The 12,623-nt window shown below is 39.7% G+C and carries 14 protein-coding genes; 3 read left to right on the forward strand and 11 right to left on the reverse strand.

Annotated features, from left to right (window positions below; genetic code table 11):
- Positions 1-57: 57 nt before the first annotated feature.
- The 5 genes from KBU52_RS05050 to KBU52_RS05070 form a co-directional block, all read right to left on the reverse strand.
- Positions 58-1,209 (reverse strand): glycoside hydrolase family 3 protein, encoded by a 1,152-nt coding sequence (locus KBU52_RS05050; RefSeq protein WP_254724530.1) that lies wholly within the window; start codon positions 1,207-1,209, stop codon positions 58-60.
- 169 nt (positions 1,210-1,378) lie between these two features.
- Entirely contained in the window at positions 1,379-2,014 is a 636-nt protein-coding gene (trmB, locus tag KBU52_RS05055) for a tRNA (guanosine(46)-N7)-methyltransferase TrmB (protein WP_254724531.1), read from the reverse strand.
- Entirely contained in the window at positions 2,011-2,805 is a 795-nt protein-coding gene (gene ccrZ, locus KBU52_RS05060) for a cell cycle regulator CcrZ (protein WP_195183828.1), read from the reverse strand. Before ccrZ ends, trmB begins: the two co-directional genes overlap by 4 nt.
- Before the next feature lie 47 nt (positions 2,806-2,852).
- Positions 2,853-3,902 carry an ABC transporter permease gene (locus KBU52_RS05065; protein ID WP_036754831.1) on the reverse strand — a complete coding sequence of 350 codons (1,050 nt, stop codon included), beginning with the start codon at positions 3,900-3,902 and terminating at the stop codon, positions 2,853-2,855.
- Positions 3,899-4,630, reverse strand: a complete 732-nt coding sequence (locus tag KBU52_RS05070) for an ABC transporter ATP-binding protein (protein ID WP_254724532.1) — start codon at positions 4,628-4,630, stop codon at positions 3,899-3,901. The genes KBU52_RS05065 and KBU52_RS05070 overlap by 4 nt, the downstream gene beginning before the upstream one ends.
- 67 nt (positions 4,631-4,697) lie before the next feature.
- Between KBU52_RS05070 and KBU52_RS05075 the strand changes: the two genes are divergently transcribed.
- The 3 genes from KBU52_RS05075 (at position 4,698) to KBU52_RS05085 (ending at position 6,130) form a co-directional block, all read left to right on the forward strand.
- Positions 4,698-5,108 (forward strand): HIT family protein, encoded by a 411-nt coding sequence (locus KBU52_RS05075; RefSeq protein WP_254724533.1) that lies wholly within the window; start codon positions 4,698-4,700, stop codon positions 5,106-5,108.
- Positions 5,109-5,117: 9 nt separating this feature from the next.
- Positions 5,118-5,405, forward strand: coding sequence for a hypothetical protein (locus KBU52_RS05080; protein WP_036754823.1), 288 nt, complete (start codon positions 5,118-5,120; stop codon positions 5,403-5,405).
- Positions 5,406-5,488: 83 nt separating this feature from the next.
- Positions 5,489-6,130, forward strand: a complete 642-nt coding sequence (locus KBU52_RS05085; protein WP_254724534.1) for a hypothetical protein — start codon at positions 5,489-5,491, stop codon at positions 6,128-6,130.
- A gap of 78 nt (positions 6,131-6,208) precedes the next feature.
- Here the strand turns inward: KBU52_RS05085 and dnaJ are convergent, their stop codons facing one another.
- The 6 genes from dnaJ to KBU52_RS05115 all read right to left on the reverse strand — a co-directional run bounded on the left by dnaJ (position 6,209) and on the right by KBU52_RS05115 (position 12,334).
- Positions 6,209-7,345 (reverse strand): molecular chaperone DnaJ, encoded by a 1,137-nt coding sequence (dnaJ, locus tag KBU52_RS05090; protein WP_006155394.1) that lies wholly within the window; start codon positions 7,343-7,345, stop codon positions 6,209-6,211.
- Between the two features lie 317 nt (positions 7,346-7,662).
- A complete protein-coding gene (locus KBU52_RS05095; RefSeq protein WP_254724535.1) occupies positions 7,663-8,016 on the reverse strand; it encodes a hypothetical protein in 354 nt (117 codons plus the stop codon).
- 12 nt (positions 8,017-8,028) lie between these two features.
- Positions 8,029-9,852, reverse strand: a complete 1,824-nt coding sequence (gene dnaK / locus KBU52_RS05100) for a molecular chaperone DnaK (protein ID WP_254724536.1) — start codon at positions 9,850-9,852, stop codon at positions 8,029-8,031.
- A gap of 232 nt (positions 9,853-10,084) precedes the next feature.
- A complete protein-coding gene (grpE, locus tag KBU52_RS05105; protein ID WP_254724537.1) occupies positions 10,085-10,600 on the reverse strand; it encodes a nucleotide exchange factor GrpE in 516 nt (171 codons plus the stop codon).
- 26 nt (positions 10,601-10,626) lie between these two features.
- A complete protein-coding gene (hrcA, locus tag KBU52_RS05110) occupies positions 10,627-11,661 on the reverse strand; it encodes a heat-inducible transcriptional repressor HrcA (protein ID WP_254724538.1) in 1,035 nt (344 codons plus the stop codon).
- Between the two features lie 160 nt (positions 11,662-11,821).
- Positions 11,822-12,334, reverse strand: coding sequence for a DUF2812 domain-containing protein (locus KBU52_RS05115; protein WP_254724539.1), 513 nt, complete (start codon positions 12,332-12,334; stop codon positions 11,822-11,824).
- Positions 12,335-12,623: the final 289 nt, after the last annotated feature.

Genomic DNA, 12,623 nt, shown 5'->3' on the forward strand with positions numbered 1-12,623 from the left:
CCAATAGAAAGCGTTCCTTCTATGGTTTCTGCATGATTTTATAAATGACGTTTCCTTTTACTGAGACGTATCTAATAATCCCAAGTCATATTTCCATGCTAAAATACGTCTTACAGACTCATCAATACGCTCTTCTGTCAAGTCCCCAGAAGAAATTTTCTTTAATAGATAAGGAATCTGAGTTTGGTAGGAAGAACCTAGGATTAAATCATTTCCAGCAAATATTACCTGGAGAGCAGCTTCATCCTGACTGACAAAATCGGCTAATCCTGCCATATCTAAATCATCCGTCATTATGACCCCTTTAAAATTCAGCTCCTTGCGAAGAATTTCGTTGATTTTTGGCGAGATAGATGACGGCACTGTATCAATTTTAGTCAGGATATTGTGAGAAATTAAAATACTATCCGCACCTGCATCTATGCCAGCTTGAAAGGGTAGAAAATCTGCTTGTCTTAAATCATCCAAAGAGCGGTTGTCTCGGATAATGTCGGTATGACTGTCTCCATTATCACCATATCCTGGGAAATGCTTCAAGGTTGAACCGACCTTATTCTTTTGAAGTTCTTCTACAACTTGCTTAACATATCTTGCAGTTGTTTGGGCATCTTGTCCGATGGTCCGATCGTAAATAAAGGCTGATGGATCACCTGCAAGATCCGCAACTGGAAAAAGTCCAGCATTGATACCAACAGATTTCAGCAGCTCTGCCTTCTGCCTAGTATCATAAAGAACAGCCTCCATCCCTCCTTGATGATAAAGGGTCATAGGAGATTGGAAAGGAGTATCCAAAATCGAACTGATACGTGTTACTGTTCCTCCTTCTTCATCGGAAGCAATCAATAAAGGAGTCTTTGAAGCGGCCTGGTAGCGACTTGTCAAAGTCTTCATATCCTCTAAGGTTTGTCCTTCAAAATCTCGTCCAAATAAGATATAACCAGACAAATGATAGGATTTGAGATCTTCTATCTGATGATTATCGGGAACTCTAGCCCAGAATAATTGTCCTACTTTCTCCTCCAAAGTCATCTTAGCTAATCTATCTTCAACAACCTTATCCTTATCTGTTTCACTGTTTTGTGTAGTTTTCTCAGTTTTTTCTACTTGCACATCTGCTTGTCGATGGTGTTGATGATCCAAAAAAATCAGACCACCTATCACAAGGAGAAAGAAAAGATAGACTACAACAGGTTTTATGCTTCTTCTCATAACCCCTACATTATACCACTTATCAGGGCACAAGTACAAATTTATCAAAATCCCAAATCTATTAAAAAACTCAAGGATTTAGTTCTGTCGAAGACAGAACTAAATCCTTGAGGTACATGTTTACATTCCATTTGAGTGAACGACAGTTTTTCACTAACAAGTCTTCACATTAAAACTGAGCTTCAACTCTATAAATGACTTGACCCTTGCTTGAAAATTTTTGCTCATACTCCGTCATAACATTTCCTTCAAAGTCGCTGGCATGTAAATCTAACCAAACGCCATTGAGTTTCATGCCATATTGTGAAAAGCTCACTAAGCTATATTCAAACAAGCCACGATTATCTGTCTTGAAATGAATTTCACCGTGTTCAGGCAAGATTCGCTTGAAAGTATCCAAGAAGCTCTTATAAGTCAAACGACGCTTCTCATGGCGTTTTTTAGGCCATGGATCCGAGAAATTCAAATACAAGCGATCAATTTCACCATCTTCAAAATAATTGGTCAATTCTGAACCATCAACCCATAGAAGTTTGATGTTGGGAACTCCAACTTCTAAGACCTTGTCTAAAGCATAGCTTAATACAGACTTCTGAATATCAATCCCGATATAGTTGATTCCAGGATTTTGTTTGGCCATTCCTGTTACGAAAGCACCTTTGCCACTACCAACCTCTACATGGATTGGATTGTCATTGCCAAATAAATCTCGCCACTTTCCTTTAGCTTCTGCGGGATTTATGACAACATAGTGCGGATTAGCCTCTAACAGTTCTGTTGCCCCTTTACGATTTCTAACTCTCATTTTTTCTTTCCATACTTATCTCGGAAGCTACGCAAAGCATAGATTTCCCGATTTACATTATCCAAATCTTGATTTTCATAGTATTTGGTAATGAGGCTCAAAAATGACAGTTGAGCATACCAATATAACTTATTCAAGACAGTTTGATTATACTTATAGCCATAATTAGTTAGCCATTCTTGCCACTGATACTCTGGGATATAGTGACAGAGCAGATAGGCCACATCAAACATACGATCAGTCAAGCGAACGGAATCCCAATCTACTAAATAAATCAAGCCACTCTCTGTCTCAAACCAGTTGCTATGACGGACATCCCCATGGACTATGGTTGCATAATCTTCCCTAAAGCCAGGAAGATTCTCACGTAAATCACCTAAAACCATACGTAGATACTGGTTGTTTTTTAAAGCATCCGGAGCCTTGTTCACCCATGACTGAAGTAAATCCGAAGGTGTTTCCATTGCATAGCCCAATCGTGTCAACTGGGTCATTAAGGGACGTGAACAGTGTAAACGTGTCAAAATATCGATAATTTGTTTACGGTTCATATCACTTGGCGTCAAAATTTTTCCTGTCAACCATTCCTGAGCGGACATATCACGGCCGTCTGGTAAACGACGGCTCCAGAGCAATTGTGGTGCAATTTGCTCTCTAGCTAAACCAGGCAGGATTGGAGAAGTATTCATTTTTATAAAAACACGTTTTCCATCAGGATAACTTCCCATATAAGCTTTTCCGCTCTTCCCAGATATCGGGGTTAGCGTTAGCTCAATATCACCCAAGTCCATTTCTTTCCTCCGAATAAAGTTTCCTTATTATTCTACTAATTTTTATGCTATTCGTCAACCAATCTTCTCAGTTGATACGGCAAATAAAGAAATTGCAAGACAAGACTTGCTCCCACAAGTGCTAGAACAAGAATTTTGTCCTTAAAAACAAGCAATCCTATGAGACTTTCCAAGATTAATACAAAGACCCCAATCGCTCTCAAAATTTCCTTCAAGCCTTTCTCTTTTTGCCCCTTACCTACTGGGAATAATTGCGTCAAATATTGATAGTCAAAGGCATGATAGAGGGCTAGAAGTTGGAATAACAAAAGATAATTGAATAAAATTACAATTGCGACTGCAATCCAAGATTGCTCAATGAAGATGAGAGCGGTCAAAGATAGGATTATGAGTCGCAGACTAAGGGCGAATAAATCTCCATTTCTCAGATAGGAGCGGAGATAAAGATTCTGCCAGATTTTTCCTGGTACTTTCTGAACTCCCTTTAGGATAAAGTCCAGATAAGCTCGGCGCTTAACACTATTTGAAATCCCCTTGACCTGGGTAAAGAGAGCAAAAAATCGAAGCAAGAACTGCTTCCGTTTGCTTTCCTGGGCAATAACATAATCCCAGTCAAGTCCATTTCCAAGGAAAAAGTTGCTAGACTTTTGGCGAAAAATCACGTATTTTGCTATCCCTAAGACAAGGAGATAGACTCCAAAAATCGGCAAACCAAGACCCATGGCTAAGAATAAAGGCGCAAACAGGAGCAAAAAGAGAGTCTGTACACTGACCCAAAAGATGAAAGAAATCAGACTTTGCTTCTGGATGTGTTCTCTCACTTCTTCTTCAGCAACTAAAAGAAATAGTTTGTCAGGCGCTTCTAGGTAGGTCGCAATACCGCCCCAAAGCAAAAGTAAAATAGATATCATCCCAATCAAAATTAGGATTGGGAAATGATTCTCAGGAAAGTGTTGGAGCAACTGGTTGTACTGATAGGCCAAAAATCCTAACAACACCAACAAAAATAAGACAAAATGATCATTGAGCACATAACGGAGGTAGCCCAAGCATTCTTTGCGAAATTCCTGCTTTCGTTTTAAAAACAAGTCCTTCATAGCTCCTCCTCTTTGGTCAGAGCCAAATAGATATCATTGAGGCTTGCTTCTGGCATATCAAAGGCTTCTCGGAGTTGTTGGAGATTTCCTTTGGCTCTTACTTGACCTTTGTGAAGAATGACAAAAGAGTCACACATCTTTTCAGCAGAATCAAGAACGTGGGTACTCATAAGGATAGACTTTCCTTTTTTCTTTTCCGCTTCTAGAAGTTGAATCAAATCTGAAATCGCCAAAGGATCAAGACCAAGGAAAGGTTCGTCTACGATAAAGAGACTAGGATCCACGACAAAGGCACAGATAATCATAACCTTTTGCTTCATCCCTTTGGAAAAATGAACTGGAAACCAATCCAATTTTTGATCCAAACGGAACATTTTTAAAAGCGGCTCTACACGTTCAAAAGCTAGATTTTGCTCGATACCATAGGCCATAGCAACTGTCTCAATATGCTCTCTGAGCGTCAATTCCTCGTACAAACTAGGAGTTTCAGGGATATAACCAATTTTCTTGCGATAGCTCGTAGCATCCTCTCTTAGAGTCAATCCGTCAATCTTAATCTCCCCACTATATGGCGTCAAAAGACCAATAATCTCATTGATAGTCGTTGATTTTCCTGCACCATTCAAACCTATCAAACCTACCAACTGTCCGCTCTCAACTGTAAAGGATACATCTTTCAAGACAGGGACATGAACATAGCCTCCTGTCAGATTTTTAATTTCTAACATATTTTCTCCGAATCTGGTATAATGTAGCTATATTATATCAAAATTCAATACACAAGAGGTGGTTTTTATGTCAGATTGTATTTTTTGTAAGATTTTAGCAGGAGAAATCCCTGCAGCCAAGGTTTATGAGGATGAACAGGTTCTTGCCTTCCTTGATATTTCTCAAGTAACACCTGGTCATACCTTGGTTGTTCCTAAAGAACACCATCGCAACCTTTTAGAAATGGATTCGACGAGCGCTAGTCAACTCTTTGCAAAGATTCCAGTCATTTCTCAAAAGGTTATGAAAGCTACCCAAGCTGAAGGCATGAATATCATCGCCAACTGCGAAAAGGTAGCTGGACAAACCGTTTTCCATACCCATGTCCACCTCGTTCCTCGTTATGGTGCCGAGGATGACCTAAAAATTGACTTTGTTGCCCATGAACCTGACTTTGACAAACTTGCCCAAGTCGCTGAAACGATCAAAAACGCTTAAGGAGTTCCTATGAAACTATCAAATTTACTACTTTTTGCTGGATCAGCAGTCGGATCTTACATCCTCGTTAAAAATCGTGAAGTTATCACTGAAGAAGTTTTAGATACAACTGATCGCGTTGAAGCAATCAAAGGTGATTTAGATGTTATCCAAAATAGCTTACAAATTATCAATCAACAAAAAGATGTCATCAAGGAATACCAAGAAGACCTAACCTATAAATTTAAAGCCTTAGAAAAAGATCTCCAAGCAAGGCTTGCTGTGATAAAAGAACTACGAGAAACTGAAGAAAACTAAAAAAGAAAGCATCCAACTTTCCTTATATCCCCTTAAATCCATCTTGGATTACCAGCTCCTAACAGAAAAGGGAGGGACTAAACATGAAACAGTTTTTAAAAGTCATCTTGATTATTTCCGGTTGCTTCTGTCTTTTTGTAACCCTAGCATTTCTACTTGTAGCCAATCTTTTCAAGGCCTCATCAAGTGATATTCGAGAAGGAAATGAAACCTTAAAACAAATCTTTATCTCCCTTGACCTGCCTCCAGAAAAAGTAGAATCAAATGGACACTATCATTACGAGGGTGGGGGCTTAGATTTTTATGTGACATTCTCTGATGAGGTCGTCAATAGCCACACTGTCCTTAAAGAAAGTCCAAACCTAACTAAAAACCGACTCAAAGTCTATGTCCTACAGACAGGAGATATTTCTTACTATAAAGTAGGGGATAACTTGTTCAATCATGGGTTAATACAATTTTTAGAGGAAGAAGGCGAGAAGCATTTCCGAGAAAACGGAAAGAAATCGCATTCTTCTTACACAATTCTAACTTTGAAAGATCCAGAAAGCATGAAAAAGGGAATCGCATTTTATGAAAAAGCTTTGACCTTGGTGGATATCCAGGACAATTCGGCGATTAAGCGCATTGATACCGTAACTGTGAAACCCGGTAAGGAAGCAGAACTCAAGCAACTCATCCAGGAGATGGATGCAGCTGGCTTACTCAAGCAAAAGTATAAATAATAGGCTAACTGGAAAATGATTTTTCGATTCTAAATTTTCAAAGATAACACAAAAAGAGCCTTATGGCTCTTTTTTGTTTTATTCACCCTCAAAGGCATCTTTTATGTGGTCAAAGAAGCCTTTTTTCTTTGGATTGACTTTCAAGTCACCTGCAGCTGCGAATTCTTTCAAGGCTGCTTTTTGTCGTTCGTTCAAGCCTGTTGGAGTCACGACATTAACAGTCACGTATTGGTCACCAACAGCACCACCACGAAGACTTGGAGCTCCCTTACCACGTAGACGGAATCGTTTACCGGTTTGAGTTCCCTCTGGAATCACCAATTCAACATCACCGTGAACGGTTGGGATATCGACAGTATCACCAAGAGTTGCTTGGACGATATTGAGGTTTAACTTGTAGAAAATAGTTGTTCCTTCACGCTCAAATTTATCGCTTGCTTCTACAGAAACTACTACATACAAGTCTCCATAAGGACCACCGTTAAAGCCTGCTTCCCCTTGACCAGCTAGACGAATTTGTTGACCAGTTTCGACACCTGCTGGAATTTTTACATGGACACTGTGGGCTTGTTTTTCATGACCTGTTCCATGACAAGTTGTACATGGATCTTTGATTTCTTTTCCACGTCCATGACAGACATCACAGGTTACTTGGCGACGCATCATACCAAGCGGTGTTTGAGTATCGACGTTGATAACACCAGAGCCATGACAACGTCCACAAGTAACTGGACTTGTCCCAGGCTTAGCACCTGATCCGTTACAAGTACGACAGCTTGATTCACGATTGTATTTGACTTCTTTTTCAGTACCAAAGATGGCTTCTTCAAAAGTCAAATTGACGCGATACTGGAGGTCATCACCTTGACGAGGAGCGTTTGGATTGCGAGAAGAACCGCCTCCGCCGAAAAAACTTGAGAAGATATCTTCAAATCCACCAAAACCGCCTGCACCATCGAAGCCACCGAAACCACCTGCACCACCAAAGCCACCGTTGGCTCCAGCCGCACCATATTGGTCGTAAGCAGCACGTTTCTGTTCATCACTTAAAGTCTCATAGGCTTCTTGAACTTCCTTGTACTTGTCCTCAGCACCAGGCTCTTTGTTGATATCTGGGTGATATTTTTTAGATAATTTCCGATAGGCTTTCTTGATCTCATCTTGAGACGCATTCTTTGAAACGCCCAAACGGTCATAAAATTCAGTATTGTTCATTTAAGATACCAAGACCGTAAAATTCGACTGAAAAATAGGAAATCTGACGCAGGAGCGATGCTCCTAGACAGATTTATCTTTTTTCCGAGAATTTAGGTCGGGTTCAGTTCCTTTCTTTCATATTGAGTAAGAAACTTCAGAGTTCGAGTTCAATTCCCCGAACGCTCTTTGTTCCTTTCTATTGATATTGTGAATCAAACCACGATTTAGGTCGGGTTCAATTCCTTTCTTTTATATTGATAAGACAAAATCCAAGCAAATCAGGTTTTATCTTTTTACCGAAAAACAGAGGCTGGGTTGCAACCTCTGGATTTAGATTATTTCTTTGAAATAAAAATAGTTGTATTATCTCTAGTAGTAATCTTCAAAGTCCTTTTAGCTAAATCAAGCTCAAATTTATTATAGTGTGGATCTTGTGTTTTATATAGTTTTAACTTCTGAAGATTATCGTCCGAAAAGTCAATCATAACATCTTTAATAACAGAAGTGTTGTCATATCTACTCTTATAAATAGCTACTTCTGTTAGTTCTTTATAAATTACATTTCCATTTCTTTCCACAGTCACCATCATCTCTGATGGATTAAAACTTAAATTATGCAACTCTTCAAACAACTTTATCTTTTCATGATAATCTGCAACATCAGAAACATTATTTTGCTTAACACCCATTATGCTATCCCCCTATTTCTCAGTAAACTCTCCGTCTACGACGTCATCGCCTGCGTTTCCTGTTGCTTGTGCGCCTTCTGCTCCTGCTTGAGCTTGTTGCGCTGCTGCGGCTTGTTCGTAGAGTTTCACAGCAAGTCCTTGAGCTTTTTCGTTCAATGCTTCAAGTTTTGCTTTCATTTCGTCCAAGTTGTTGTCTTCTTGAGCTTTCTTAAGATCATCAAGGGCAGCTTGTGCAGCATCACGTTCTGCATCGAATCCTTTGCCTTCAGTTTCTTTGATTGTCTTTTCAGTCGCAAAGATAGCTTGGTCTACTTCGTTACGAAGGTCAACTTCTTCTTTACGTTTCTTATCTGCTTCAGCGTTTGCTTCTGCATCTTTCATCATGCGATCGATTTCTTCGTCTGTCAAACCTGAGTTTGATTGGATAACAATTGTTTGTTCTTTTTGAGTTCCAAGATCTTTGGCTTTAACAGATACGATACCGTTCTTGTCGATGTCGAATGTTACTTCGATTTGAGGGATACCACGAGGTGCAGCTGGGATATCAGTCAATTGGAAGCGTCCAAGAGTCTTGTTGTCTGCTGCCATTGGGCGTTCCCCTTGAAGAACGTGGATATCAACGGCTGGTTGGTTGTCTGCTGCAGTTGAGAAGACTTGTGATTTAGATGTTGGAATCGTTGTGTTGCGGTCGATGAGTTTTGTGAAGACACCACCCATTGTTTCGATACCAAGTGACAATGGTGTTACGTCAAGAAGGACAACGTCTTTCACATCACCAGTGATGACACCACCTTGGATTGCAGCACCCATAGCAACTACTTCATCAGGGTTAACTGATTTGTTTGGTTCTTTACCAGTTTCAGCTTTAACAGCTTCAACAACGGCAGGGATACGAGTTGAACCACCAACAAGGATGACTTCGTCGATTTCTGACAAGCTCAAACCTGCATCTGAAAGGGCTTGGCGAACTGGAGTTTTAGTACGTTCTACAAGATCACGAGTCAAATCGTCGAATTTAGCACGAGTCAAGGTCATTTCCAAGTGAAGAGGTCCAGCCTCACCAGCAGTGATAAATGGCAAGCTGATTTGAGTTGAAGTCACTCCAGAAAGGTCTTTCTTCGCTTTTTCAGCTGCATCTTTCAAACGTTGAAGAGCCATCTTGTCGTTTGACAAGTCGATTCCATTTTCTTTCTTGAATTCTGCTACCAAGTGGTCGATGATTTTTTGGTCAAAGTCGTCACCACCAAGTTTGTTGTCCCCTGCAGTTGCCAATACGTCAAAGACACCATCACCCAATTCAAGGATAGATACGTCGAATGTACCACCACCAAGGTCAAATACCAAGATTTTTTCTTCTTTGTCAGTCTTGTCCAAACCGTATGCAAGGGCTGCTGCAGTTGGTTCGTTGACGATACGTTCTACTTCAAGACCAGCGATTTTACCAGCGTCTTTAGTTGCTTGACGTTGAGCATCGTTAAAGTAAGCTGGAACTGTGATAACAGCCTTGGTTACTTTTTCACCAAGGTATTCTTCAGCATAACCTTTCAAGTATTGAAGGATCATAGCTGAAATTTCTTGTGGAGTGTATTCTTTGCCGTTAGCAGAAACTTTTTCAGAAGTTCCCATCTTAGATTTGATAGAGATAACTGTATCTGGGTTTGTGACTGCTTGGCGTTTTGCAGCGTCACCAACGATGATTTCACCGTTTTTGAAAGAAACTACAGATGGAGTTGTACGGTTCCCTTCTGGGTTTGCGATGATTTTTGATTCAGTTCCTTCAAGAACTGCAACTGCTGAGTTTGTTGTACCTAAGTCAATACCGATAATTTTAGACATGTGTTTTTCTCCTTAAATTTTATCTTCTTTTTTTCTTTTTGATACTTCCCTTAAGTGGTGGGGACGTGAGCAACTCCCTTCGGGATTTCATCACTTATTTTTGAGCCTATTGTCTCAAAAATCCCCTGTTTCACCACGGCGGGAAATATCTTCCTTGCAAGCCTCCGGCTTGCTTCTTATCTTTCTTTCATAGTTTAGTGTCGTTTCGGACAAGGTTTTTTAGTTCTGTAGCCTAGTTATACACGACTACCATTGCTGGGCGTAGGATGCGGTCATGGAGTTTGTAGCCTTTTTGGAAGACTTGTGCGATGGTGTCTGCTGGATGCTCATCGTCAGCTGGGAGGGTTTGGATGGCCATGTGGTAGTTATGGTCAAATTCTCCGTCTGCTGGAATTTCTTCGATTCCTTCTTCTTTCAGAGCATGTACCAAACTTTCTTGGACCATTTCCAAGCCCTTCTTCACATCATCTGTCAACCCTTCAACAGCAAGGGCACGTTCTAGATTATCCAATGATGGCAAGATTGCTTTCGCCAAATCTTGGCTACGATAGCGTTGCAAGAGCTGGCGTTCTTCGTTGGCACGACGCTGAATGTTTTGCATTTCTGCGTGGGCACGAAGATATTTGTTTTCAAACTCCTCGGCACGTTCATTAGCTAAGTCCAATTCAGACTTCTCAGGAGTTGTTTCTTCAGCTGTTTCCACAACTTCCTCTTCTTTTATTTCTTCATTTTTTATATCTTGGGCCATTTTCGCCTCCTTTAATGATTTCAATCTTAATTCACTTCATAGTGATTGCTACTGAGATAGCGGTAAAAATCCGTCAACTTCATAGTCAAAACTCGATTGACAACATTAAGTTGATTAACCAATTGTTGATAATCCAAATTGACTGGACCAATAATCGCCAGAATTCCAAACCCACGATAAGGAATCAGGAACTTACTGCTAATCACTGCTAAGTCAGCAAGACAAGATTCTTGGCTATCAGCAACTCGGACACTTTGCATCTGGTCGCCAATCAGATTCTCTCGAATTTCCAAAGCTACCTTTTGTGGCTGATCAAAAAATTGATAGGCCGCTAAATTAGCGAAATTCAAAAGATTGACTTTGCCAGAAACCACGATATTTTCATTGAACATTTCTTTAAAGATATGCTCAATAAGATCCATAACGTTATCCGTTGTTGTGAAGTAACGTTGGATAATTTGCGGAATCTCTGTCCGAATCTTGTAGTGAATATCCAAAACAGTCTGATCCAGGAAACGTTCTTGAATCATGGTCTTGAGGCGGCTTAAATCCTCCTGCAAGAAATTTCTCGGAATCAAAAACTGACTGGTAACTGTTCTAGACTCATCAAGCGTAAAAACAGCAAGAGCTGTATGTTGCCCGAGGACAACAATATCAAAAGCTGTTAGCTTCTGCCTACTTGGTTCTACATCCAGCGCTACAACCGTACAACCACTCAAGTCTGACAAAATTTTCGTTGCCTCTTGAAGAATATCCTCAAGCTTGAAGAATTCTTGATCAAAGGCTTTTACAATCTCATAAACTTGATTTTCAGCTAAACGGTCAAAGGATAGGGAGTGTTTGACATAGTATTGAAAACCAGCCACACTCGGCATACGACCACTGGAAGTATGTGCCTTTTCAAGTAAACCTTGCTTTTCTAGAGCTGCCATATCATTTCGAATGGTAGCACTACTAGAGTTGATAGACTCTTGCAAGGCTTTAGATCCAACAGGTTCGTGCGTTTTGGTAAAGATGTCAATAATCAGATTTAAAATATTCTGCTGACGTTCTGTAACCATCTCGCTACTCCTCTCTGGTAGATCTTTTAGCACTCGACGCATCCAAGTGCTAACTTATGATTCTATTATACACCCTTAGAAAAGAATGTCAAGACAAAAACTCAAAAAATTAGCACTCTTTTGTCAAGAGTGCTAAAAATCGGTCTGAGGACCTAGAAAATCATCCTACATTCTCAAGATATTTCTTTTTAAGTCTGTAAAAACTATAGATTAGGTAAGAAATCATGAGGGCATAAAGGGCAAAAATAAGGAAGAAAGATTGAGAGAGACTTTCGCGAAACAGGCTCATACAAACAACTAGACCGCCAGAGATAGAAACTGTAGATGTACGAAGTCTAGATTTCACATCAGTCCATCGAAGACGATTGTCCATGAATGATTGATCATTTGAATCTACATCACAAGTTGCTTTTCGAAAAACAGTATAAGAACAATTTTCCACAAATTCCCATTCTCTATCCTTCATACTTTGTAAATCCATCTCATTTTTTCTAAGGTAGCTAGTATTCCACACACGGTAAATTACATCATCTGGTCGGCATGGTTCAAAATAGAAAAAGCCAAAACGATTCGATTTAAATTTCCAACCTTTCAAATGCATCTCATGCAAATAATCTTCTACCTTATCCAAATCAAAAATGGTAAACATTCGAAATTGTACTTTGCTTTTCATTGTCTAACCTCCAAAATGGTTTTATTTATCAGATAATTCTCTCCACTTTTGAAACAATCTCCAAAAAATATAAGAAACCTGAATCGTGAAAACTATCAATAAAGTACAGTCTATGATAACAATCAAAAACATTCCCCAACTGAAAGAACTACCTCCACTGACAAACTTTGAGAAAACCGGTAGTAGCGCTAAAAAGAGAAGCAAAATAGGAAGCATCCGCATTGTTAAAATCCGTTTGACATAAAAAAATCTTTATTTAAACAAAAATATTATGGTAAAATTTACGCCA

It is taken from the genome of Streptococcus sp. 9.1(2021), assembly GCF_030466425.1.
Lineage (GTDB): Bacteria > Bacillota > Bacilli > Lactobacillales > Streptococcaceae > Streptococcus > Streptococcus wuxiensis.

Bases quoted from the DNA above. Each gene is read 5' to 3' on its own strand.
- hrcA (WP_254724538.1), bottom strand. From the start codon at position 11,661: ATGGTTACAGAACGTCAGCAGAATATTTTAAATCTGATTATTGACATC.
- KBU52_RS05085 (WP_254724534.1), top strand. From the start codon at position 5,489: ATGAAACAGTTTTTAAAAGTCATCTTGATTATTTCCGGTTGCTTCTGT.
- ccrZ (WP_195183828.1), bottom strand. From the start codon at position 2,805: ATGGACTTGGGTGATATTGAGCTAACGCTAACCCCGATATCTGGGAAG.
- KBU52_RS05065 (WP_036754831.1), bottom strand. From the start codon at position 3,902: ATGAAGGACTTGTTTTTAAAACGAAAGCAGGAATTTCGCAAAGAATGC.
- grpE (WP_254724537.1), bottom strand. From the start codon at position 10,600: ATGGCCCAAGATATAAAAAATGAAGAAATAAAAGAAGAGGAAGTTGTG.
- KBU52_RS05115 (WP_254724539.1), bottom strand. From the start codon at position 12,334: ATGAAAAGCAAAGTACAATTTCGAATGTTTACCATTTTTGATTTGGAT.
- dnaK (WP_254724536.1), bottom strand. From the start codon at position 9,852: ATGTCTAAAATTATCGGTATTGACTTAGGTACAACAAACTCAGCAGTT.
- KBU52_RS05080 (WP_036754823.1), top strand. From the start codon at position 5,118: ATGAAACTATCAAATTTACTACTTTTTGCTGGATCAGCAGTCGGATCT.
- KBU52_RS05050 (WP_254724530.1), bottom strand. From the start codon at position 1,209: ATGAGAAGAAGCATAAAACCTGTTGTAGTCTATCTTTTCTTTCTCCTT.
- KBU52_RS05075 (WP_254724533.1), top strand. From the start codon at position 4,698: ATGTCAGATTGTATTTTTTGTAAGATTTTAGCAGGAGAAATCCCTGCA.
- dnaJ (WP_006155394.1), bottom strand. From the start codon at position 7,345: ATGAACAATACTGAATTTTATGACCGTTTGGGCGTTTCAAAGAATGCG.
- trmB (WP_254724531.1), bottom strand. From the start codon at position 2,014: ATGAGAGTTAGAAATCGTAAAGGGGCAACAGAACTGTTAGAGGCTAAT.
- KBU52_RS05095 (WP_254724535.1), bottom strand. From the start codon at position 8,016: ATGGGTGTTAAGCAAAATAATGTTTCTGATGTTGCAGATTATCATGAA.
- KBU52_RS05070 (WP_254724532.1), bottom strand. From the start codon at position 4,630: ATGTTAGAAATTAAAAATCTGACAGGAGGCTATGTTCATGTCCCTGTC.